The organism is Streptomyces sp. NPDC002809 (genome assembly GCF_040295435.1).
GTDB lineage: Bacteria > Actinomycetota > Actinomycetes > Streptomycetales > Streptomycetaceae > Streptomyces.
The window spans coordinates 1-22,938 of the sequence record NZ_JBEOVJ010000115.1 but is presented as its reverse complement, the minus strand read 5'-3'; the positions used below and the strand labels follow the sequence as shown (position 1 = coordinate 22,938).

21 protein-coding genes are annotated in these 22,938 nt (G+C 72.4%); 12 read left to right on the top strand and 9 right to left on the bottom strand.

What is annotated here, in order from left to right; translation table 11 throughout:
- Positions 1 to 127: 127 nt before the first annotated feature.
- The 5 genes from cseC to ABT025_RS36775 form a co-directional block, all read right to left on the bottom strand.
- On the bottom strand, positions 128 to 1,519 hold the full coding sequence (gene cseC / locus ABT025_RS36795) for a two-component system sensor histidine kinase CseC (protein WP_351003028.1): 1,392 nt from the start codon (positions 1,517 to 1,519) through the stop codon (positions 128 to 130).
- A complete protein-coding gene (gene cseB, locus ABT025_RS36790; RefSeq protein WP_351003027.1) occupies positions 1,516 to 2,223 on the bottom strand; it encodes a two-component system response regulator CseB in 708 nt (235 codons plus the stop codon). The genes cseC and cseB overlap by 4 nt, the downstream gene beginning before the upstream one ends.
- Positions 2,224 to 2,233: 10 nt before the next feature.
- Positions 2,234 to 2,977, bottom strand: a complete 744-nt coding sequence (locus ABT025_RS36785) for a hypothetical protein (RefSeq protein WP_351003026.1) — start codon at positions 2,975 to 2,977, stop codon at positions 2,234 to 2,236.
- Positions 2,965 to 3,609: a SigE family RNA polymerase sigma factor gene (locus tag ABT025_RS36780; RefSeq protein ID WP_351003025.1), complete on the bottom strand. Its 645-nt coding sequence runs from the start codon at positions 3,607 to 3,609 to the stop codon at positions 2,965 to 2,967. Before ABT025_RS36780 ends, ABT025_RS36785 begins: the two co-directional genes overlap by 13 nt.
- A 206-nt stretch (positions 3,610 to 3,815) precedes the next feature.
- Positions 3,816 to 4,718 (bottom strand): HhH-GPD family protein, encoded by a 903-nt coding sequence (locus tag ABT025_RS36775; protein ID WP_351003024.1) that lies wholly within the window; start codon positions 4,716 to 4,718, stop codon positions 3,816 to 3,818.
- Between the two features lie 447 nt (positions 4,719 to 5,165).
- On the opposite strand from ABT025_RS36775, the gene ABT025_RS36770 reads away from it, so the two are divergent.
- A complete protein-coding gene (locus tag ABT025_RS36770; protein WP_351003029.1) occupies positions 5,166 to 5,948 on the top strand; it encodes a hypothetical protein in 783 nt (260 codons plus the stop codon).
- A 226-nt stretch (positions 5,949 to 6,174) separates the two neighbouring features.
- On the opposite strand, the gene disA is transcribed toward ABT025_RS36770, so the two are convergent.
- Together disA and radA are read right to left on the bottom strand one after the other, a co-directional pair.
- Positions 6,175 to 7,299, bottom strand: coding sequence for a DNA integrity scanning diadenylate cyclase DisA (gene disA, locus ABT025_RS36765; protein ID WP_351003023.1), 1,125 nt, complete (start codon positions 7,297 to 7,299; stop codon positions 6,175 to 6,177).
- A gap of 146 nt (positions 7,300 to 7,445) precedes the next feature.
- Positions 7,446 to 8,858, bottom strand: a complete 1,413-nt coding sequence (gene radA, locus ABT025_RS36760) for a DNA repair protein RadA (protein WP_351003022.1) — start codon at positions 8,856 to 8,858, stop codon at positions 7,446 to 7,448.
- A 195-nt stretch (positions 8,859 to 9,053) separates the two neighbouring features.
- Between radA and ABT025_RS36755 the strand changes: the two genes are divergently transcribed.
- Positions 9,054 to 10,967 (top strand): BACON domain-containing protein, encoded by a 1,914-nt coding sequence (locus ABT025_RS36755; protein ID WP_351003021.1) that lies wholly within the window; start codon positions 9,054 to 9,056, stop codon positions 10,965 to 10,967.
- A 169-nt stretch (positions 10,968 to 11,136) separates the two neighbouring features.
- Here ABT025_RS36755 and ABT025_RS36750 read toward each other — a convergent pair whose 3' ends face one another.
- Positions 11,137 to 11,976 carry a DUF3109 family protein gene (locus ABT025_RS36750; protein ID WP_351003020.1) on the bottom strand — a complete coding sequence of 280 codons (840 nt, stop codon included), beginning with the start codon at positions 11,974 to 11,976 and terminating at the stop codon, positions 11,137 to 11,139.
- 84 nt (positions 11,977 to 12,060) lie between these two features.
- Between ABT025_RS36750 and ABT025_RS36745 the strand changes: the two genes are divergently transcribed.
- From ABT025_RS36745 to proC, 9 genes are all read left to right on the top strand, one after another.
- A complete protein-coding gene (locus ABT025_RS36745) occupies positions 12,061 to 13,011 on the top strand; it encodes a Ppx/GppA family phosphatase (RefSeq protein WP_351003019.1) in 951 nt (316 codons plus the stop codon).
- A gap of 92 nt (positions 13,012 to 13,103) precedes the next feature.
- Positions 13,104 to 13,928: a sugar phosphate isomerase/epimerase family protein gene (locus ABT025_RS36740; RefSeq protein WP_351003018.1), complete on the top strand. Its 825-nt coding sequence runs from the start codon at positions 13,104 to 13,106 to the stop codon at positions 13,926 to 13,928.
- Positions 13,925 to 14,629, top strand: a complete 705-nt coding sequence (locus ABT025_RS36735; protein ID WP_351003017.1) for a TetR/AcrR family transcriptional regulator — start codon at positions 13,925 to 13,927, stop codon at positions 14,627 to 14,629. Before ABT025_RS36740 ends, ABT025_RS36735 begins: the two co-directional genes overlap by 4 nt.
- Positions 14,630 to 14,799: 170 nt before the next feature.
- The gene (ilvD, locus tag ABT025_RS36730; RefSeq protein ID WP_351003016.1) at positions 14,800 to 16,650 is read left to right on the top strand and encodes a dihydroxy-acid dehydratase; all 1,851 of its coding nucleotides are present in this window, start codon (positions 14,800 to 14,802) and stop codon (positions 16,648 to 16,650) included.
- Between the two features lie 119 nt (positions 16,651 to 16,769).
- The gene (locus ABT025_RS36725) at positions 16,770 to 17,354 is read left to right on the top strand and encodes a hypothetical protein (protein ID WP_351003015.1); all 585 of its coding nucleotides are present in this window, start codon (positions 16,770 to 16,772) and stop codon (positions 17,352 to 17,354) included.
- A 36-nt stretch (positions 17,355 to 17,390) separates the two neighbouring features.
- The gene (locus tag ABT025_RS36720) at positions 17,391 to 18,206 is read left to right on the top strand and encodes a class I SAM-dependent methyltransferase (RefSeq protein ID WP_351003014.1); all 816 of its coding nucleotides are present in this window, start codon (positions 17,391 to 17,393) and stop codon (positions 18,204 to 18,206) included.
- Positions 18,207 to 18,408: 202 nt separating this feature from the next.
- Positions 18,409 to 19,176, top strand: coding sequence for an ABC transporter ATP-binding protein (locus ABT025_RS36715; protein ID WP_351003013.1), 768 nt, complete (start codon positions 18,409 to 18,411; stop codon positions 19,174 to 19,176).
- On the top strand, positions 19,173 to 19,958 hold the full coding sequence (locus ABT025_RS36710) for an ABC transporter permease (protein WP_351003012.1): 786 nt from the start codon (positions 19,173 to 19,175) through the stop codon (positions 19,956 to 19,958). The genes ABT025_RS36715 and ABT025_RS36710 overlap by 4 nt, the downstream gene beginning before the upstream one ends.
- Positions 19,959 to 20,017: 59 nt before the next feature.
- A complete protein-coding gene (gene proC, locus ABT025_RS36705; protein ID WP_351003011.1) occupies positions 20,018 to 20,827 on the top strand; it encodes a pyrroline-5-carboxylate reductase in 810 nt (269 codons plus the stop codon).
- A gap of 1 nt (position 20,828) precedes the next feature.
- Here proC and ABT025_RS36700 read toward each other — a convergent pair whose 3' ends face one another.
- Positions 20,829 to 21,413, bottom strand: a complete 585-nt coding sequence (locus ABT025_RS36700; protein ID WP_351003010.1) for a cysteine hydrolase family protein — start codon at positions 21,411 to 21,413, stop codon at positions 20,829 to 20,831.
- A gap of 74 nt (positions 21,414 to 21,487) precedes the next feature.
- Here ABT025_RS36700 and ABT025_RS36695 point away from each other — a divergent pair, with 74 nt between their 5' ends.
- Entirely contained in the window at positions 21,488 to 22,510 is a 1,023-nt protein-coding gene (locus tag ABT025_RS36695; RefSeq protein ID WP_351003009.1) for a GlxA family transcriptional regulator, read from the top strand.
- Positions 22,511 to 22,938: the final 428 nt, after the last annotated feature.

Here is a 22,938-nt window from a genome sequence, read left to right as displayed (position 1 = left end):
CCGACCCTGGACCCTGCGGCCTGGGAGGGATTTGCCGGGGCCCAGCAGGAGGACGGGGCGATGCCGGTGATGGGTGCCATGCCGGAGGCTTCCTCGTACGCCTGCCATCCCCGTCCGGACCGTCCGATCAGCGGTCGGGATGCCCGCCGCGCGGGTCCGCGCCGCTGCCGGCGGCCCTTCTGCCGCCCGATGCCGGGCCGCGCTGTTCGCCGAGCTGGAGCATGGGGAAGCTGCCGGTGTCCGTCGGCGCGTGCTCGGGCAGCCACAGGACGGCGATCGCCCCGCCGGCGCCCTCGGCCGCGCCCTCGGGGGCCGCGTTGCGGAAGGTGAGGCGGGCACCGAGCACCCGCGCCTGACCGGCCGCGATCGTCAGCCCCAGCCCGTGCCCCTGCCCTGCCCGGTCCGAGGATCCGGTACGGAACCGGCTCGGCCCCTCCCGCAGCAGCGCCGCCGGGAACCCCGGACCGTGATCGCGGACCCGCACCACCCGGCCCTCGACCGTGACCTCCACGGGCGTGGAGCCGTGCTTGGCGGCATTGCCCAGCAGATTGAACAGGATGCGCTCCAGCCGCCGCGGGTCGGTGCTGACCCACGACTCGTGGACCACCTGCATCCGCACCTCCGGGTTCAGCAGCGCCACCCGGCGGCTGACGAACTCACCCAGCGCGAGCTGCTGCAGCTCGGCCCGCTCGGAGGCGCTGTCCAGCCGGGCCACCTCCAGCACGTCCTCGACCAGCGTGCGCATCGCCTGCGCCCGGTCCCGTACGAGCTCAGTGGGCCGCCCCGGCGGCAGCAGCTCGGCAGCCGTCAGCAGCCCGGTCACGGGCGTGCGCAGTTCGTGCGCGATGTCCGCGGTGACCCGGCGCTCGGCCTCGATGCGCTCGTTCAGCGCGTCCGTCAGGGCGTCCACCGCGCCGGCCAGCTCGTCGGTCTCGTCCCGCACGACCCCGCCGACGGCATCCCCGACCCGTACATCGGTATGGCCCTGCGCGACCCTGCCCGCCGCGGCGGCCGCCTTGCGCAGCCGGCGCGAGAGCTGGCCGCCGATCAGGACACCCAGCGCGGAGCCGCCGAGGACCACCGAGACCGAGCCGATGATCAGGGCCCGGTCGAGATCGCCCAGGATCGTGGCGGAGCGGTCGGCGAAACGGGTGTGCAGCGAGAGCACGTCACCGCCGGGCAGCGGTACGGCCGCCCAGACGTCGGGCACCCCGCCGCTGTCCTCGACGTGCGTCGCGCGACGGTTGCGACGGGTCTCCTGGCGCAGGCTGTCGGGCATCGTCGGATCGTTGAGCTTCGCGCCGAAGCGGGGGTCGGCCTTCTTCGTCTTCGTCGCCTCGTAGAGCAGCTGGGCGTAGGTCAGCCGCTCCAGCTGGACCTCGCGCGCGTTCTCCAGCATGGAGACCCTGGCGGCGTTGTGGACGACCAGGCTCAGCGCGATCGCGATCAGGGCGCCGACTGCGGCGATCGCGATACTGATCTTCCAGCGGACACCCGTCCGCAGGGCCGGGCGCCTCATGCCCTGAGTTTGTAGCCGAAGCCGCGGACCGTCTCGATCCGGTCCTGGCCGATCTTCGTGCGCAGCCGCTGCACATGGACGTCCACGACCCGGGTGTCCCCGCCCCAGCCGTAGTCCCAGACCCGCTCCAGCAGCTTGTCGCGGGAGAGCACCGTGCCGGGCGCGGACGAGAACTCCAGCAGCAGCCGCATCTCGGTGGGGGTCAGACCCACCTGCTCGCCGCCCTTGCGGACCTCCATGCCCTCGGTGTCGATCTCCACGTCTCCGAAGACGAGCACACCGCCGTCGGGCCGCGCCGCGGGCTCGCCACCGCTGCCCGTCCCGCTCCCCGAGGCATGGCCGAAGCGGCGGAGCACCGCCCGGATCCTGGCGACCAGGACCGCACCGTCGAACGGCTTCGTCACGTAGTCGTCGGCGCCGGCCTCCAGGCCGAGCACCACGTCGATGGAGTCCGCCCGCGCCGACAGCATGATCACGGGAACCGTCGACTCGTCCCGGATGCGTCTGCAGAGGCTGACCCCGTCCAGGCCGGGCACCATCACGTCGAGCAGCGCGATGTCGGGCCGGTCGGCCCGGAACGCTTCGAGGCCCAGGAGACCGTCGGGCATCGCGGTGACCACGAAGCCGTCCCGCTCCAGCGCCAGCTGGGTGGCCTCGCGGATGACATCGTCGTCCTCGACGAACAGGACATGGGTCTCGGCCATCGGACTGCTCTCAGTTCTTCGTCGGTTCCGTGGGCCCGGGGAAGTCCCCTTCCCCGGTTCCGACGGCTCTGTTGAAGTCGTTGTGCACCCGGTCCTGCTCGCTGAACCGGCTGCTTGCCCAGTGGTACGTGATCACTTCCTCGCCCGATGGGTAGGCGACCGCGTCCTTCTTCTCGTACACCTGGGTCGTCACCACCAGATCGCCGCGGTCGATGGTCCCGTAGACGGCGGGCTGCTCGATGGTGAACACGTTCTCGTACGTGCCGTCCGACCGCGGCCGGTACACATAGGTGCCCACGCCGACCGAGTCGCCGCAGGTCATCACGTTGACCACCACGTCCGCGGAGGGTCCGTCGGTCAGGCTGCCGTACGAGGTGTCCACCGGGTACTCGTCACCGGTGCAGGGCCTGAGGTCGGTCCTGACCCGCTCGCTCACCTCGGAATCCGCCTTGAGCAGGGACACCGCGTCGACCCGGGGCGTCGGCTTCGCCGTGGACGGGGTCGTGGTGCTCGGCGTGACCTGGGCGACCGGCTGGGTGCCTGCCGGGCCCTCGTCGCGCGTGCCCGTGCCGCCGGTGGAGCAGCTGACGGCGAACAGACCGAAGACGGCGAGCCCGGCCAGAACCGTGCTGCTCGCCGCCCAGCCGGTCAGCCGGCGTCCCGGCTTGCTGCCGGTCCCGTCCCCCGTGGGTCTTCCGGTGACATCGCCGCCGCTTCCGCCGCCGCCCTCACCGCTGCCTGTCAGGCCGCGCACCGCTCCCGCCCCCGCTCGTCATGACGCCCCTCGCGGGGCGCCCCTGCCTGTGCCCGCGACCGCACCGGGTTCCGGGGCGCCGGGACACGGAGGTCCGCCCCGCGGTCCCCGTTCTCCCGGATCAGCTCCGCACGGCTCGCCGCTTCCCTGCTCTCCAGCTCCTCGCGCAGTCGCGCCAGCGCCCGGTGCAGGGTGCTCTTCACCGTACCGGCCGACATACCGAGCGCCGCGGCCGTCTCCTCCGTGCTCATCTGCTCCCAGTGTCGCAGCACGACCACGCTGCGCTGCTTGGGAGCCAGCACGCCCAGGACGTCCATCAGCAGGGCGCGGTCGGCACGCTGCTCGGTGCCGTCCTCGACGCTGGCGTCGGGGAGCTGCTCGGTGGGGACCTCGTCCAGCTTGCGCGCCCGCCACCACTCGGTGCGGGTGTTGATCATGACGCGGCGCAGGTAGGCGTCGGCCAGGGACTTGTCGGCGATGCCGTCCCAGCGGCCGTAGGTGCGGGCCAGGGCGGTCTGCAGCAGGTCCTGTGCGTCCACGGGGTCGGGGACCAGCCGGCGCGCGCTGCGCAGCAACGCGTCCTGCCGGGTACGCACGTACTCCTCGAAACCGAGCACCTCACCCTGCGCCATGACAACCGCCTCCGTCCCCGTGAATCCCCGTAGAACCACTGTCAGCCGCCTGGTCGTCGGGCTGACGTCGGTGACGCTACGGAGCTGTTGTCACGAGGCTGTGCGGAGCAGCCGTACGCCGACGCACGGCTGCCCATCGGTTGTGTAACAGCGCAGGAGGAGAGGGACAAAGGGCCCGGGGAAGCGGAACGAGCCCGACCGGTCCGTCAGGTCAGCGGCAGCCGGTACTGACCGCCCGCGAGCGGTTCGACCAGACCGTCGGAGACCAGGCCGTCCAGTGCGCGGGCCCGCTGCACCGGCTCCTCCCACACCGCGTCGAGCGCCGACTGAGACACCGGGGTCACGGACTCGCGCAGCACCGCGAGGAGCCTGCCGCGCACCTGCCGGTCCGTACCGGCGTAGGTCTGGCCGCGGCGCGGGGGCCCCTGGTGCGCGGGCTTCCCGGCCAGCCGCCAGGCGCACTGCCCGGCGATCGGGCAGCGCGTGCAGTCCTCGTTCTTCGCGGTGCAGACGAGGGCGCCGAGCTCCATCGTCGCGGCCGCCCACTGCGCGGCCTGCTCGTCCTGCTCCGGGAGCAGTGCGCGGGCGAGCTTGCGCTCGGCGGCGGTGGTCGCGTTCGGCGGGTACTGGATGCCGCCGGCGGCCCGCGCGAACACCCTGCGGACGTTCGTGTCGAGGACGGCGTGCCGCTGCCGGTAGGCGAACGAGGCCACGGCGGCCGCCGTGTACTCGCCGATCCCGGGCAGCGCGAGCAGCTGGGCGTGCGCGCTCGGTACGTCGCCGCCGTGCCGTTCCGTTATGGCCTGGGCGGCGCCGTGCAGGCGCAGGGCCCGCCGCGGGTAGCCGAGCCGGCCCCACGCGCGGACCGCCTCGCCGGGCGGTTGTGCTGCGAGGTCGGCGGGGCGCGGCCAGCGGGCCAGCCACTGCTCGTACACCGGGAGGACCCGGTTGACGGGGGTCTGCTGCAGCATGAACTCACTCACCATCACGCCCCAGGCGCCCGCTTCGGGGCGGCGCCAGGGCAGATCGCGGGCGTGCTGGTCGAACCACCCGATGACGGGAGTGTGGAGGGAGGTGGGGGGCGTCTGTGTCGCAGTCGTGGCAGTCATCGCACTGCCGATCCTGGCACGGAAGCGCAGACGAAGGTCAGGGGGACGGGGGTGTCACCCCTCGAAAGAGCCCATGGAGTGATAGGGACACCCGTCTTTCCCTGCCCTGCCGGACCCGCGTTCCGGCAAGTGGCGGCACGTTCCGCGAGCCGTTGCGGCAACTGGCCCCACGGATCGCCTCCGGGCGTCGCGGCGCTGCCGTGCCCGCCGGCGGGGCTCGCGGCCCGGTGTGGTGAACCGTCGCCCCGCGAAGATCGCATGCCGTAGGCGGATGATCACTCAAGGTGCTCGCGGTGTACTCCGGGGCGGGAACGGGCCGCCCCAGGATGATGATCGGCAAAACTCGAAGGCCTGTGGCGGCGGGTGGGGCGGGAGTTGGCGCTGTTCTCTCGTACAGTTTGCGCCGTGGGATCTCTGCGTAATCCGATCGGGCCGCTTCCCTCCACCATCTACTGGCGACGGAGGGCGGTAGCGGCGACGCTGATTGCGCTGCTCGCGTTGCTGGTCGTATGGGCCGTCACCTCCGGTGGCGGCAAGGGGAATCACGACGACTCACGGGCCCCCGGCTCGGGTCCCGTGGACTCGATCACGCCAGGACCCTCCGGTTCCGGCCCGGCGATCAGTGAACAGCCGGGCGGGCGCGACGAGTCGGGCGACTCCGGCGGCAGCGGCGGGAGTGGCGGCGGAAGTTCGGACGCGGGCTCCGGCGGGGCGGGCGGCGGGACGGGCGACGACGGCAACGGCTCGGACACGGAGGCCGGTTCCGGTGCGAGCGGCGGATCGGGCGCCGGAACCGCGGGGCAGCAGGTCCCGGCAGGCTCCGCGCTTCCCGACTGCGTGCCCGCCGCGTTGCGACTGACCCTGAAGACCGACCTCCGCTACGGACCCGGCGACAAGCCGAAGTTCCGGCTGATCGCCACGAACACCTCGTCCACCGCGTGCAAGGCCGACTTCGGCCCGAAGGCCGCGGTCCTCACCGTCACCGAGGCGGGCGGTGACGACGAAGAGGTGTGGTCCTCCGAGGACTGCCCGCGCAACGCGGCCGCCGTGCTGCTGAAGGTGCCGGCGGGAGCGACCGTCGAGTACGCCGTGGAGTGGGACCGCGCCAAGAGCGCCCCGAAGTGCGCGACACCGCCTGCGGGGTCCGCGGGCCCCGGTACGTACCTGGTCGAGGCCAAGGCCGCGGGTGAGCCCGTGCAGCGCGCCTCGTTCGTCCTCGCGAAGGACTGACGCGGCGGCTCGCGGGACGGGGCGGCAGGGGCCGAGGGGCTGAGGATCCGCGCGTCCCTGAAGGTCCGGCGCGGTGGCGCCCGGCGCAACGGCCCGGCACAGCGGCTCGCGCAGCGGCCCGGCCTGACGGGCGGACCCGCGCCCGCACGTGCCGCGGCTACGCGTACCGCGCCTGACGCCGCGCTTGCACGTACCGCGCCTGACGCCGCGCTTGCACGTACCGCGCCTACACGTACCGTTCGAGAATCGACGACTCGGCCAGCCGGGACAGTCCCTCGCGCACGCTGCGCGCCCGCGCTTCGCCGACCCCGTCGACCGTCTGGAGATCGTCCACGCTCGCAGCGAGCAGCTTCTGCAGGCCGCCGAAGTGCTCCACCAGCCGGTCGATGATCGCCCCGGGCAGCCGCGGCACCTTCGCCAGCAGCCGGAAGCCACGCGGAGACACCGCCGAGTCGAGCGTCTCCGGAGAGCCGCTGTACCCCAGCGCCCTTGCCACGACCGGGAGTTCGAGCAGCTCGGTGTGGGACAGGGCGTCCAGCTCGGTGAGCGCCTCGGCCACCGTGCGCGAGCGCTTCGCGGTCGGCTCCGGCACGTAGTCGCGCACGACCAGCTCGCGCTCCGGTTCCACGCCCGCGATCAACTCGTCGAGCTGGAGCGAGAGAAGCCGGCCGTCGGTCCCGAGCTCCACCACGTACTCGGCGATCTCGGTCGCGATCCGGCGGACCATCTCCAGGCGCTGGGCGACTGCGGTCACGTCCCGGACGGTCACGAGGTCCTCGATCTCCAGAGCGGAGAGCGTGCCCGCCACCTCGTCGAGCCGGAGCTTGTACCGCTCCAGCGTGGCGAGTGCCTGGTTGGCGCGGGAGAGGATCGCGGCGGACTCCTCCAGGACCCGGCGCTCCCCGTCCACGTACAGCGCGATGAGGTGCATCGACTGGGAGACCGAGACGACCGGGAAGTTGCACTGCTTGGAGACCCGGTCCGCCGTGCGGTGACGGGTGCCCGTCTCCTCGGTGGGGATCGAGGCGTCCGGGACCAGCTGGACGCCGGCCCGCAGGATCTTGGTCATGTCCTTGTCGAGGATCAGTGCCCCGTCCAGCTTGGCGAGCTCGCGCAGCCGGGTCGCGGTGAACTCCACGTCCAGCACGAATCCGCCGGTGCACATCGACTCGACGGTCTTGTCCATGCCGAGCACGATCAGGCCGCCGGTGTTGCCACGGAGAATGCGCTCCAGGCCGTCCCGCAGGGCCATTCCGGGCGCGACGGCGGTCAACGAGGCGCGCATCAGCGCCTCGTTCCCGGTGCCTTGGCCGGACTTTCCGGGCGATGCTGCCCGGTCGCTGGCTGCCACTGCACTCCTCCGGTCACAGGTTTGCGGTGCCCTAAGGGCCTCTCGTTCGGACCTTGCCGGGCTCGCGCGGTCCGGCGCGCACGCCCGAACGAAAGACCCTACGTCCCTCATGCCGTTCGTACGGACGGGCGAGACCAGGGCAAAGTCTACCGGCGTACGCCGTCCTCCCGTGGGGCCTGTGTACGAGAGCGGCCCGGCAGCACTCTCAGGGCGTCGCCCATGTTGGCGACTTCCGTGACCTTCATACCGGCCGGGACCTTCCCCGGATCGGTCGGAACGAGTGCGTGGGTGAAGCCCAGGCGGTGTGCCTCGGCCAGTCTGCGCTGGACCCCGGTGACCCTTCTGACCTCCCCCGCGAGCCCCACCTCGCCGATCGCCACCAGGTTCTTGGGCAATGGTGTGTCGCTCGCCGCGCTGGCCAGGGCGAGCGCGATCGCGAGGTCCGCGGCCGGCTCCGAGAGCTTCACACCGCCCACCGTGGCGCTGTAGATGTCCCGCTTGCCCAGCGAGCTGATCCGGCCGCGCTGCTCCAGGACGGCCAGCATCATCGACACCCGGGACGTCTCGAGACCCGAGGTGGTGCGCCGGGGCGAGGGGATCTGGGAATCGACGGTGAGCGCCTGCACCTCGGCGACCAGCGGGCGCTTGCCCTCCAGGGTCACGGTCAGGCAGGTGCCGGGCACGGGCTCGTCCCGGCGTGTGAGGAAGAGGCCGGAGGGGTCGGCGAGACCGGTGATGCCCTCGTCGTGGAGCTCGAAGCAGCCGACCTCGTCGGTCGCCCCGTAGCGGTTCTTGACGCCGCGCACGAGGCGCAGCCGGGCATGGCGGTCGCCCTCGAAGGAGAGCACCACGTCGACCAGGTGCTCCAGCAGCCGCGGTCCGGCGATCGCCCCGTCCTTGGTGACGTGGCCGACCAGCAGGGTCGACATGCCGCGCTCCTTGGAGGCGCGGATGAGCGCGCCCGCGACCTCGCGGACCTGCGCCATGCCGCCGGGTGCGCCGTCGATCTCGGGGGAGGCGACGGTCTGTACGGAGTCCAGGACGAGCAGGGACGGCTTGACCGCGTCCAGATGGCCCAGGACCGCGGACAGGTCGGTCTCGGCGGCCAGGTACAGATGGTCGTTGATCGCCCGGATCCGGTCGGCGCGCATGCGGACCTGGCTGGCGGACTCCTCGGCCGTGACGTAGAGCGTGCGGTGCTCCTCGCTCGCGGCCTTGGCCGCCACGTCCAGCAGCAGCGTCGACTTCCCGACGCCCGGCTCGCCCGCGAGCAGCACGACGGCGCCAGGCACCAGCCCGCCGCCCAGCACCCGGTCCAGCTCGCCGACGCCCGTCGAGCGGGCGGTGGCCTGGCGGCTGTCGACCTGGCCGATGGGGAGAGCGGCGGTCGAGACACGGCCGGCCGCCGTGGTCCGGACCGCAGGGGCGCCGCCGAACTCCACGACCGTCCCCCAGGCCTGGCACTCGAAGCAGCGGCCGAGCCACTTGGCGGTCGTCCAGCCGCACTCGGTGCAGTGATAGGACGGCCGGTCCTTCGCGGATTTCGTACGAGCAGCCATGGCGCCACCGTATAGGTGCGGTCGGACAGCGGAGCCCGGTGCGGTGCGCGGGCGGGGTCGCCGGTGGGGTCGCGCATCGCCACCGTGGGTGGAATCGTGAATCCCTGTCCCTTATCGAGCGATACATTCACCCGAAAGGGTTAAATGTGCTCAAGGGGTGCGAGGGGTATGCCCTGCGCTGCCTACGGTCGCAAGGTGACGAGCAGCAGGCTGGAGACCCCCACGAACACCCCCGGCGCACACCGGGCGCAGCACCGCGCGCCCCACTCCTCGCCGAAGCAGCCGCCGGCCCGTTACGAACCGCATCTCGACGGCCTGTTCACGTACTGCCTCTCCGTGCTCTGCGACCACGACGCCGCCACCGAGGCGCTCGGCGGGGTGCTGGCGCTGGCGGAGCGGCAGGGCGGCCGGTGTCCCGCGGACGAGGAGGAACGCCGAGCCTGGCTGTACGCACTGGCCAGATGGATGTGTCTGCGCAGGCTCGGCGAGCAGAAGCAGGGCCGTCAGGCGCACCGCAGACCTGCCGGGGCCCGGGCGCGCAGGCAGTCGGCCAGGGCGCAGGACGACCATCGCGGGGCCGTCGCACCCGCAGCCCGCGCGGGACGGCGCACGCCCGCGTCCGCGCACACCTCGAAGGCTGCGGGCGCACCACCGCCCGCGCCCCCCGCGCCCCGCTCCTCCACATCGGCGTCCCTCGCGTCCGCCTCGCCGGCCATGTCCGCGGAGAGCCCCGCGGCGGCCGAGGCGCACCGTCGCGAACTGGCTCAGCTGGCCTGGCCCGAGGCGGCGGGCACCAGTCCCGAACAGCGCGAGGCGCTGGAGCTCGCGGTGCGCCACCGGCTCACCCCGCGCGCGGTCGCCGCCGTCCTCGGGCTGGAACCCGCGACCGCCCGGGAGCTCCTGGCCGCGGCCGCCTGCGAGGTGGAACGGACGAGGGCCGCCCTCGCCGTCGTGGAGAAGGGCAACTGCCCCGCGGTGGGCAGGCTCACCGGCGACCATCGTGTGCTGCTCTCCGCCACCCTGCGCCGCGAGCTGGTACGGCATGTGGACGACTGCCCGGGCTGCCGCCGCGCGGCCGAGCGGGCCGGCGCACAGGGCCCCTGGCCGGGGGCCGCGGTCACGCCCGTGGCCGTGCTGGCGGTCGTCGAGGCGCCGCGCCCCTCCGCCTATGTGGCGATGCTGCATGCTCAGAAGCACCAGAAGAATCGGTCCGCCACACCCCGGTTCGACCGGACGGGCTTCCCGATGGACCCGAAGGACCATGCCGCGCGCCGGGACCGGCTGCGGTCCAGGGTCATGACAACGACGGTCGTCGCCACGGTCGTCGCGGCCCCCGTGATCGCCCTCTGGTCCGCCTACCGGGGTGCCCCGCTCACCGGCGAGGGGCGCGAAGGCTCGGCGGTCACCGCGACCGAGACGGACGACGGCCACGGGACCGGCGACCCGTACGGCCACTACGAGAACGCGGGCAACGCCCGTCCGGAGCCCGGCCCCGGTTTCACGGACGGCGACCGTCTCCCGGACGTCTCGGCCGAGGTCATCAGCGTGGGCGCGGACCCGGACCGGGACGGGGGAGAGGACAGCGCGGGCCGCCTGACCGTCGAGGCCCGCTCGTCCGGCGGCACGACGACGATCACGCTCACCGCGTCGAAGGCGGGCCCGGTCGTCTGGTCGGCCGGCACGGGCCAGTCCTGGCTGCATCTGAGCAGCACTTCGGGAACGCTCGCGGCGGGCGACAGCATCACGGTCCGCGTCCTCGTGGACCACGGGCGCGAACCCGCCGGGTACTGGACCGCACGGATCGCCGTCGCCCCGTCGGAGTCGGTCGTGGTGATGCACGGGTACGGGGGGCGGGCGCCCTCCGCCTCGCCACGGCCTCCGGCGCCGAGCGGCCCGGCCCACTCGCACCCGCCCGTTCCGGAGGAGCCGTCGCCGTCCTCCCCGGGCCCCGATCCCACCCCGACACCCGACCCGACGGACACCACCCCGACGCCGACGGACCCGGGCTCACCGAGCCCGTCCCCGGACCCGACGGACTCCCCGCCCCCGACCGGCGGCCCGGGCCAGGGCGGCCCGAGCACCCCGCCGGCGGCGGACCGGCGACGCTGACCCGGTCCCGGTCCCGGGAGGAAACGGGCCCGGGCATCCCGCCGACGGCAGACCGGCGGACCGGCGACCCTGACCCGGTGCCGGGAGTCCCGGGCCCGAGCGCGGGACGGCGGGGGACCGGCGTCCCCGCGGACCGCAGACCCGCGGGCCGACGGGCCCGGGACCGCCCCTAGACCGGGTCCGCCGGGTGCGGTGCCATCGGCAGCAGCGAGGAGAGCCGCTCCTCGCACAGCCCGACCAGCCGGTCGTACGCCTCCTTGCCCATCAGCTCCGTGAGCTCGGGCCGGTACGACACGTACACCGGCTCCCCGGCACCGTGCGCCGATGTCGCCGACGTGCACCACCAGTGCAGGTCGTGCCCGCCCGGTCCCCAGCCCCGGCGGTCGTACTCACCGATCGTCACCTGGAGGATCCGCGTGTCGTCGGGCCGGTCGATCCAGTCGTACGTACGCCGGACCGGAAGCTGCCAGCACACGTCCGGCTTGGTCTCCAGGGGCTCCTTGCCCTCCCGCAGCGCCAGGATGTGCAGGGAACAGCCGGCACCCGCGGCAAAGCCGGGACGGTTCTGGAAGATGCAGGAACCCTCCCAGCGCCGCGTCTGCCGCTCCCCGTCGTCATCGGTCTGGACCCAGCCCGATTCCGTACCCACGTCGTGGAACTGCCACAGGTCCGGAGTGAGCCTGGCCACGTGCCCGGCCACCCTCTTCTCGTCGTCCTCGTCCGAGAAGTGGGCGCCCAGGGTGCAGCACCCGTCGTCCGCGCGACCGGCCTGGATGCCCTGGCAGCCACTGCCGAAGATGCACGTCCACCTGGACGTCAGCCAGGTCAGGTCACAGCGGAAGACCTGCTCGTCGTCGGCGGGGTCCGGGAACTCCACCCACGCCCGCGCGAAGTCGATCCCCGTCTCGTCGGACCCCTGAGGTCCCTCTGTCTGCGGCTGCTGCATCTCCTGCTTCGTCTTCTGCTTCTTCGTGACTTTGCCCGGCTTCGCCTTTTTCGTCTTTGGCACGCGCCCAGAGTAAGACCGTGGGGCGCATGGGCGGGGACCATGCGCCGGTCCGTCCCCGCCCGAAGCCGCAGTAGCGTTCTGCATATGAGACTCGGAGTCCTCGACGTGGGGTCGAACACGGTTCATCTGCTGGTGGTCGACGCGCACCCCGGCGCCCGCCCGCTGCCCGCGCACTCGCACAAGGCGGAACTGCGGCTGGCCGAGCTCCTCGACGAGGACGGCGCGATCGGCCCGCTCGGCGTGGACCGGCTGGTGACGACGATCGCCGGTGCGCTCCAGGCCGCCGAGGACAAGGGCTGCGAGGACGTACTGGCGTTCGCCACCTCCGCGGTGCGCGAGGCGAGCAACGCCGACAAGGTGCTGGCCCGGGTCCGCGACGAGACGGGCGTCGACCTCGCCGTCCTCAGCGGCACGGAGGAGGCCCGCCTCACCTTCCTCGCCGCCCGGCGCTGGTTCGGCTGGTCGGCGGGCAAGCTGCTCGTCCTGGACATCGGCGGCGGCTCGCTGGAGATCGCGTACGGCATCGACGAGGAACCGGACGCCGCCGTGTCGCTCCCGCTGGGCGCCGGCCGGCTCACGGCCGGCTGGCTGGCAGGCGATCCGCCGGGTCCGGCGGAGGTGAAGGAGCTGCGCCGCCATGTCCGGGCACGGATCGCCCGCAGCGTCGGCGAGTTCACCCGCTTCGGCCGCCCCGACCATGTCGTGGCCACGTCCAAGACCTTCAAGCAGCTCGCCAGGATCGCGGGCGCCGCACGCTCCACCGAGGGGCTGTACGTGCAGCGCACCCTCAGCCGCAAGGCCCTGGAGGAGTGGGTGCCGAAGCTGGCCGCGATGACGATCGAGGAGCGGGGAAACCTCCCCGGCGTCTCCGAGGGCCGGTCCGCCCAGGTGCTGGCCGGCGCGCTGGTCGCGGAGGGCGCGATGGACCTCCTGGGCGTCGAGGACCTGGAGATCTGCCCCTGGGCGCTGCGCGAGGGAGTGATCCTGCGCCGCCTGGACCACCTGACGTCCACCGAGGACGTGGCCCTGAACTGACGGGGCGGACCCCGGCGCGGCACCGTCATGGCCCTTCTCACTTTCCGCCGGACTCCCTCGGCGACGCGCACCGCTGCCCGTACGCTGTCTGCGTGGCAGAACCAGTGGTGCGCATCCCGGATGCGAAGGTCGCCCTGTCGACGGCCTCGGTCTATCCGGAGTCGACGGCGACGGCCTTCGAGATCGCCGCGCGCCTGGGGTACGACGGCGTCGAGGTCATGGTCTGGACCGACCCCGTCAGCCAGGACATCGAGGCCCTGCGGCGGCTCTCGGACTACCACCAGGTGCCGATCCTGGCCGTTCACGCCCCCTGTCTGCTGATCACACAGCGGGTCTGGTCCACCGATCCCTGGGTCAAGCTCCAGCGGGCGCGTGCCGCGGCCGAGAAGCTCGGCGCGTCGACCGTCGTCGTCCATCCGCCGTTCCGCTGGCAGCGGGGCTACGCGCGTGACTTCGTCACCGGGATCTGGCGGATGGCGGACGAGACCGACGTGCGCTTCGCCGTCGAGAACATGTACCCGTGGCGCTACCGGGACCGCGAGATGCTCGCGTACGCCCCCGACTGGGACGTCACCAACGACGACTACCGCCACTTCACGGTCGACCTGTCGCACACCTCGACGGCGCGTACGGACGGCATGGCCATGGTCGACCGGATGGGCGACCGGCTGGCCCACGTCCACCTGGCCGACGGCAAGGGTTCCGGCAAGGACGAGCACCTGGTGCCCGGCCGCGGCGACCAGCCCTGCGCCGAACTGCTGGAGCGGCTGGCCCGGACCGGCTTCGACGGCCACGTCGTCATCGAGGTCAACACCCGCCGGGCGATGTCCACCGCCGAACGCGAGGCCGACCTCGCCGAGGCGCTCGCCTTCACCCGGCTGCACCTCGCCTCCCCGGCGCAGGTGCCGCGCTCATGACCCCGGGCGCCGAAGCCCAGGGCCCCAGGCGCCGCGGCCGCCCCTCCCGCACGACGGCGACGACCGGCCCGGACGCGCGCACCCGCATCCTGGAGGCCGCCCGCACCGAATTCGCCGAACGCGGCTACGACAAGACGTCGGTCCGCGGCATCGCGAAGGCGGCGGGCGTGGACGCTGCCCTGGTCCACCACTACTTCGGTACGAAGGACGAGGTCTTCGCCGCCGCGATCGAGCTCTCCTTCGAACCCGCCCTGGTGATCCCGGCCATTCTGGGCAGTGACAAGGACGGCCTGGGGGAGCGGCTGGCCCGCTACTTCATCGCGGTCTGGGAGAGCCCGGCGTCCAGGACCCCGCTGCTGGCGGTCATGCGCTCGGCCCTGACCCACGAAGCGGCGGCGAACGTGCTGCGCGGCTTCGTCCTGCGGCGCCTGCTGGGACGGATCGCGGAACAGCTGGACGTGCCGGACCCCACCTTCCGCGCCGAACTGGCCGCCTCGCACATGGTGGGCATCGCGATGCTGCGGTACGTGCTCCGGGCGGAACCCCTGGCATCGGCGGACCCGGAGAAGATCATCGCGATGGTGGCCCCGACCCTGCAGCGCTACCTGACGGACCCGGCCCAGGCCGGCGACCCGGACCTGCCGGGCGACTCGGGCCCCTCCGACTCGGGCCCCTCCGGATCAAGCCCCTCCGGCGATTGAGGAGCGGGGCCCGGGACAGAGCCCCGCCCCCCGTGCCAGTCCCCGCCCCCCGTGCCGCCCGCCGCCCACCCCCTGAGCACGCAATCCCGCATTCCGGACACCCCGTCCAGATCCTGGCACCGGAGGCGTACGCTCGAAGCCAGTCTTTTCTGTCGAAGGAGCGAGAGACGATGCCGCAGCTGAGGTCCCGCACTGTCACCCACGGCCGCAACATGGCGGGCGCGCGCGCCCTTATGCGCGCCTCGGGCGTAGCCAGCGAGGACATCGGCAAGCCGATCATCGCGGTCGCCAACTCGTTCACCGAGTTCGTCCCCGGCCACACCCACCTCGCCCCGGTCGGCCGGATCGTCTCCGACGCGATCAAGGCGGCGGGCGCGGTTCCCCGTGAGTTCAACACGATCGCGGTGGACGACGGCATCGCCATGGGCCACGGCGGCATGCTCTACAGCCTGCCCTCCCGCGACCTCATCGCCGACAGCGTGGAGTACATGGTCGAGGCGCACTGCGCCGACGCGCTGATCTGCATCTCGAACTGCGACAAGATCACCCCGGGCATGCTGATGGCCGCGATGCGCCTCAACATCCCCACCGTCTTCGTCTCCGGCGGTCCGATGGAGGCCGGCAAGGCCACCCTCGTCGACGGCACGGTCCGCAAGCTCGACCTGGTCAACGCGATCAGCGACGCGGTCGACGAGAGCATCTCCGACGAGGACATCCTCCGCATCGAGGAGAACGCCTGCCCCACCTGCGGCAGCTGTTCCGGCATGTTCACCGCCAACTCGATGAACTGCCTGACCGAGGTCCTCGGCCTCTCCCTCCCCGGCAACGGCTCCGTCCTCGCCACGCACACCGCCCGCAAGGCGCTGTACGAGGACGCCGGCCGCACGGTCGTCGAGATCACCAAGCGCTACTACGAGCAGGACGACGAGACGGTCCTGCCGCGCGCCATCGGCACCCGCGCCGCGTTCGACAACGCGATGGCGCTGGACATCGCCATGGGCGGCTCGACCAACACGATCCTGCACCTGCTGGCCGCCGCCGAGGAGGCGGAGCTGGCGTACGACCTCGACGACATCAACGAGGTCTCGCGCCGGGTCCCGTGCCTCTCCAAGGTGGCCCCCAACGTGGCCCCCGGCGGTACGTACTACATGGAGGACGTGCACCGGGCCGGCGGCATCCCCGCCCTCCTCGGTGAGCTGCACCGCGGCGGCCATCTCAACGAGGACGTGCACTCGGTGCACTCCGACACGCTCGCCGAGTGGCTCAAGAACTGGGACGTCCGCGGCGGCTCGCCGTCCCCCGAGGCCGTCGAGCTGTGGCACGCGGCCCCGGGCTGCGTCCGTTCCGCGACCGCCTTCTCGCAGTCCGAGCGCTGGGACACCCTGGACCTGGACGCGGCGGGCGGCTGCATCCGCGACGTGGAGCACGCGTACTCCAAGGACGGCGGCCTCGCGGTCCTCAAGGGCAACATCGCCGTGGACGGCTGCGTCGTGAAGACGGCCGGCGTCGACGAGTCGATCTGGACCTTCGAGGGTCCGGCGGTCGTCTGCGAGTCGCAGGAGGAGGCCGTCGACAAGATCCTCCGCAAGGAGATCACGCACGGCGACGTGGTCGTCATCCGTTATGAGGGCCCGCGCGGCGGTCCCGGCATGCAGGAGATGCTCTACCCCACGTCCTTCCTCAAGGGCCGGGGCCTCGGCAAGACCTGCGCGCTGATCACCGACGGCCGCTTCTCCGGCGGTACGTCGGGCCTGTCCATCGGCCACGCCTCGCCCGAGGCGGCGTCCGGCGGCACGATCGCGCTCGTCGAGGACGGCGACCGGATCCGGATCGACATCCCGAACCGCTCGATCGAGCTCCTCGTCCCCGACGCCGAGCTGGCCACCCGCCGGGAGGCGCTGAACGGCGTGTACGCGCCGAAGAACCGGGAGCGCAAGGTCTCGGCGGCGCTGCGCGCCTACGCTGCCATGGCGACGAGCGCGGACCGCGGCGCCGTCCGCGACGTCTCCAAGCTGGGCTGAACCAACCCGGTCCGGCCCCTCCGGGAGGGGCCGGACCCATGGGCCCGCCACCCCCGCACCCGTGGCGGGAACACCGCAGCCGCCCCGTGCCCCGCCCCGCCCCTGGGATAATCGACCTCGTGAGCGAGAACAGCGACACCCCCGACGGCACGGTCCCCGACGCCACCGAGTCCGGCACGGCGTCCGGCACGGCGTCCGCCGGAGCCCCCGCGACCGCCCCCGGCCCGCAGCCCGAGTCCATCCGCTTCTTCGGCACGACCTGGGTCGCCCACGACGGCAACTACGGGCTCCGCCGCGCCGGGGTCGCCATCGGTTCGCTCGCCGCCGCGGTCGCCTCGTGCTTCGTGCTTCGGTTCGCCTACCAGGGCCTGGAGATCGCCGACGTCGGCAGCTTCGTCGGCCTGCTGGTCGTGCTGATGTTCGCCATCTGCAGCGCTGTCGCCTTCCGCAAGACGTGGGAGGGCTTCAGCCGCCGCCCGGCCGACCCGGGCCGCGAGGACACGCTGCGCGGCCTCAAGACGATCGGCTTCATCGGCTCGCTGCTCGCGTACTTCTTCCGTACGTTCTCCGAAGCGCCGGGCGAGAAGCTGCGGCGTACGGAGTACGAGGCGGCCCAGGCCCGGTTCGCGAAGCGCCGCTCGGCCCGGACCGGGAACCCGGCGGCCCGCAGGACGGCCAAGGCGAAGAAGGCCCGCCGCAGGTAGTGCGGACCGGGACGCGCCGGGCGGCACGATGACTTCATGACCGCATCGGACTCCCCGGAAGCCAATCCGGACCGCACCCCGAGCCCCTCGCCCGCCGCCCCCTCGCGCGCCCTTTCCTTCGACCGGGCCGCCGCCCAGTACGCGGCCGCCCGCCCCGGCTACCCGGCCGCCCTGTTCGACGCCGTCGAGGAGCTCTCCGGCCGCCCCCTGTCCGGCACCCGCACGATCGATGTGGGCGCGGGCACCGGCATCTCCACCCGCAGCCTCCACGACCGCGGCGCCCGCGTCGTCGCCGTGGAGCCGGGGCCCGGCATGGCGGCCGAACTGCACCGGGGCCTGCCGGGTGTCCCGCTGGTGCGGGGCGACGGCAACCGTCTGCCGTTCACCACGGCCTCGGCCGACCTGATCACCTACGCCCAGTCCTGGCACTGGACCGACCCGTCCCGCTCCGCCCCCGAGGCCCGGCGCGTCCTGCGGCCCGGCGGCGCACTCGCGCTCTGGTGGAACGTCGCCGACCACGAGGTCCCGTGGGTCGCCGCCCAGGACGCCCGGCTGCGCCGCTTCTTCGGGGCCGAGGCGGGCGCCGAGGACACCGGCGCCCACGGCTCGCCCGTCCGCCACCGCGATCTGCCGCCCGGGCTCGACTTCGTGCACCGCCGCGTCCCGTGGACCCGCCGGGTCCCGTCGGCCACGCACCTGGCCAACCTCGGCAGCCACTCCGCGTTCCTGGTCCTCGGCGAGGCCGCCACCCGGCGCTTCCTCGACGAGGAGCGCGAGCACCTCGCACCGCTGTTCCCGGACGGCACGGTCGAGGAGGCGTACGTCGTCGACCTGAACGTGGCCATCCGCTGACGGCCCCGGACGGTACCGGTGACGGCCCGCACGGCTGACGCCCCCGGACGCTGCCGGCGACGGTCCGTGCGACTAACCGACTGACGGCCCCGGCCCGTACCGCCGACGCCCCGGCCCGTACCGCTGACGAACCGGACCGAACCCGGCCCGCCGACGCGCGGTCCCTTGACGGCGGCGCCCTGGCGGCACCAAAATTCATCACATGATGAATTCTTCGGGCGCCGCCATCGAGGCCCGTGGCCTCACCGTCGTACGAGGCAGCCGCACCGTCCTGAAAGGACTCGACTTCACCGTCGGACCCGGCAGGATCACCGGCCTCCTCGGCCCGTCCGGCTGCGGCAAATCCACCCTGATGCGGGCCGTCGTCGGCACCCAGGCCAAGGTCACCGGCACCCTCGACGTCCTGGGCAGCCCCGCGGGCCACCCCACCCTGCGCCCGCGCATCGGGTACGTCACCCAGGCCCCCTCCGTCTACACCGACCTCACCGTCCGGCAGAACCTCGACTACTTCGCGGCGATCCTCCAGCCGGGCCGCCGCTACCGGGACGCCCGCCGCGAGGCAGTCACCCGCGCCGTCACCGAGGTCGACCTGACCAGCCACGCCGACGATCTCGCGGGCACCCTCTCGGGCGGCCAGCGCACCCGGGTCTCCCTCGCCGTGGCGCTGCTCGGCACCCCCGAACTGCTCGTCCTCGACGAACCCACCGTCGGCCTCGACCCGGTACTCCGGCGCGACCTCTGGAACCTCTTCCACCGCCTCGCCGCCGACCGCGGCACCACGCTGCTCGTCTCCTCCCACGTGATGGACGAGGCCGAGCGCTGCCACCGGCTGCTTCTGATGCGCGACGGCGAGATCCTCGCCGACGACACCCCCGAGGCCCTGCGCACCGGTTCCGGCACCGACACCGTCGAAGAAGCCTTCCTCCACCTGGTCGACGCGGCCGCCACCCGTCAGGAGAACGCCCGATGAGCACACCCGCACCCACACCCCCGGCGGCGAGGGGCGCATCCCCCCTGACGGCCGCCCGCACCCTCGCCACCGCCGGGCGGGTCCTGCGCCAGCTGACGCACGACCCGCGCACGGTCGCACTCCTCCTGCTGATCCCGGTCGTGATGATCACGCTGCTGCGATACGTCTTCGACGGGGCCCCGCAGACCTTCGACGCCATCGGCGCCTCGCTCCTCGGCATCTTCCCGCTGATCACGATGTTCCTGGTGACCTCGATCGCCACCCTGCGCGAACGCACGTCGGGCACCCTGGAGCGCCTCCTCGCCATGCCGCTCGGCAAGGGCGACCTGATCGCCGGCTACGCCCTCGCCTTCGGGGCCGTCGCCATCGTCCAGTCGCTCCTGGCCACGGGCCTCTCGGTCTGGGCCCTCGGCCTGGACGTCACCGGATCGCCATGGCTGCTGCTCCTGGTCGCCCTGCTCGACGCACTCCTCGGCACGGCGCTCGGTCTGTTCGTCTCCGCCTTCGCGGCATCGGAGTTCCAGGCCGTCCAGTTCATGCCGGCCGTGATCTTCCCGCAGCTCCTGCTCTGCGGACTCTTCGTCGCCCGCGACCGGATGGCACCCGCGCTCGAAGCGATCTCGGACGTCCTGCCCATGTCGTACGCCGTCGACGGCATGAACGAGGTCCTCCATCACACCGCCGTCACCGGCAGCTTCGTCCGCGACATCGCGGTCGTGGCCGGCTGCGCCCTTCTCGTCCTCGCCCTCGGCGCCGCCACCCTCCGTCGCCGCACCGCCTGACGGCCCGGTGCGAGGATGGCGCCACGAGAACAGTGAGCACAGCCCGGAGGGTGAAGCGCATGACCCAGACAGTTGCAGTCCTCGGCACCGGCAAGATCGGCGAGGCCCTGCTCAGCGGCATGATCCGGGCCGGCTGGCGCCCGGCGAACCTGCTGGTCACCACCCGCCGCTCCGAGCGTGCCGCGGAGCTCCACGACCGCTACGGAGTCGACGCGGTCAGCAACGCCGAGGCGGCCAAGCGCGCCGACATCCTCATCCTGGCGGTCAAACCCCAGGACATGGGCCGCCTCCTGGACGAACTCTCCGCACACATCACCGCCGACCGCCTGGTCATCAGCGCCGCCGCCGGCATCACGACCGCCTTCATCGAGGAGCGCCTCACCACGGGCACCCCGGTGGTGAGGGTCATGCCGAACACCCCCGTCCTGGTCGACGAGGGCATGTCCGTCATCTCCGCGGGCAGTCACGCCACCACCGACCACCTCGCGACCACCGAGGCGATCTTCGGAGGCGTCGGCAAGACCCTGCGCGTCCCCGAGTCCCAGCAGGACGCGGCCACCGCCCTCTCCGGCTCCGGCCCGGCCTACTTCTACTTCCTCGTCGAGGCGATGACGGACGCCGGCATCCTGCTCGGCCTGCCCCGCGCCCAGGCCCATGACCTCATCGTGCAGGCCGCCATCGGCGCCGCGGTGATGCTCCGCGACAGCGGAGAGCACCCGGTCAAGCTCCGCGAAGCCGTCACCAGCCCCGCGGGCACCACCATCAGCGCCATCCGCGAACTGGAGAACCACGGCGTACGCGCCGCCCTCATCGCGGCTCTCGAAGCAGCCCGCGACCGCAGCCGCGAGCTCGCCTCCGGCAACGGCTGACCTACTTCGCGGCAGCGATCAGCTCCGCACTGCGCACGACCTTCGCGAACCCACCGCCGTGCAGCGACACGGCGGTGGCCCGCGCCACCTCCTCCGCGCCCAGTGACCAGCCCCAGGGCCCGGTCAGGTCGAAGGTGTAGGTCGCGTCGAGCGGGACGAACACCTCGTATCCGAGATTCCCCGCCATTCGCGCGGTCGTCTCGACGCACATATTGGTCTGGATACCGGCCACCACGATCTGCTCCACACCGGCGGCGCGCAGCCACGCACCGAGATCCGGCGTCCCGTAGAACGCCGAGTTCACGCTCTTCGTCAGAAACAGTTCCTCCCCGCCGCCCTTTCCCCGCCGCTCCTCCACGTACGGCTTGAAGTCGTTCCCGGGATATCCCACCCGCAGAGGCGAATCAGGCTTGGGCGAGTCATGCCGTACGAAGGCGACGGGCCGCCCGCCGGACTGCCAGGCATCGATCAGCCCGGCGATGTTCTCGTCCGCCGCGGGATTGTTCCGCGGCCCCCAATAAGCCTCCTCCTCGAATCCCTGCTGCACGTCCACCACGACCAGCGCTGCGTTCTCCGCGATCTCCATGGCCACGATCCTGCCGCCCCGCACCCCGGCGGCCCAGAGGTCGGAAAGCCATCGACCGATGCTTTACTGCCACCATGCCCGTGCCCGAGACACCGCACCCCGTACCCACCCGGATCGCCCTCGTCTCCTTTCCCGGAGTCCGCGCGTTCGACGTCTCGGTCATCACGGAGGTCTGGGGCGTCGACCGTACGGACCGCGGAGTCCCGCCGTTCGTCCTGCGCCGCACGGCGGCCACCGGCGCCCCCATCCCGCTCCGCGGTGGCCTCTCCCTCACCCCGGACCGCACACTGAGCTGGTTGGCCCGAGCCGACCTGATCGTCGTCCCCGGCCTGGACGACCATGTGACACCGGCACCCGAAGCAGTCCTGGACGCGCTGCGCCGCGCCCACGCCCGAGCCACGCCGATCGCCGCCCTCTGCGGAGGCGCCTTCACCCTGGCCCAGGCAGGCCTTCTCGACGGCCGTCAGGCAGTCACCCACTGGAACCTCACGGACCTCCTGCGCACCCGCCACCCCGCCGTGACCGTTGTTCCGGACGCCCTGTTCGTCCACGACGACAACCTCTGGACGTCCGCCGGCACGGCAGCCGGCATCGACCTCTGCCTCCATCTCGTACGGACGACCCATGGCGCCGAGGCGGCGGCGACGATCGCGCGCTCGATGGTCACGGCCCCATTCCGTACCGGCACACAGGCCCAGTTCATCGAGCACCCCACACCACGCGCCGACCGCGACGCCGACACACTCGCGGCCGTACGCGCCTTCGCCCTGACCCGTCTGGCGGATCCGCATACGGTGGCGGAACTGGCCGCCCGGGCCGGCATGTCGCCGCGTTCCTTCGCCCGTCACTTCCAGGCGAGCACCGGCACCACTCCGCTGCGCTGGCTGATCGCCCAGCGCATCGCCGCAGCTCAGAAGCTGCTGGAGCGCACCGATCTGCCGCTGCCCGAGGTGGCACGCCGCACGGGCTTCGGCAGCGAGATCACCATGCGCCAGCACTTCGCCACCCATCTGGGCACCAGCCCCCGCGACTACCGCCGTGCCTTCCACAGCACCCCGGCGAGGACCGAGGTTGACACACCCCCTGCGCATCCGTAGTGTGCTCCGAGTTGTCCGACGTGAGCGCCGACCCCGGTCGGTCCCCGGACAGCCATTCCGCAGTAACCACAACGAGTGAGCGACGCATGTCGCCTGTCTCTGCGTGCGCATTTGCGAAATGAGGAATCCGCGTTCGAAGGAACGTGGCCCCGATTAGCGTCGAGGCCCTGGATTCCGCTAATGTCTCACTCGTCGGAACGGCCCAACAGCCGGGAGGACAAGCCCCGCTGACTGGGAATCAGGCCCGAGAGGATCTGATAGAGTCGGACTCGCCGGAAAGGGAAGCGCGAAAGCGAAGAACTGGAAAGCGAAAACGCAAGGCCCGCTTCGACCGGGAATCGGACACGAAAGAGTCTGATAGAGTCGGAAACGCAAGACCGAAGGGAAGCGCCCGGAGGAAAGCCCCAGAAAATGTTCTGAGGGTGAGT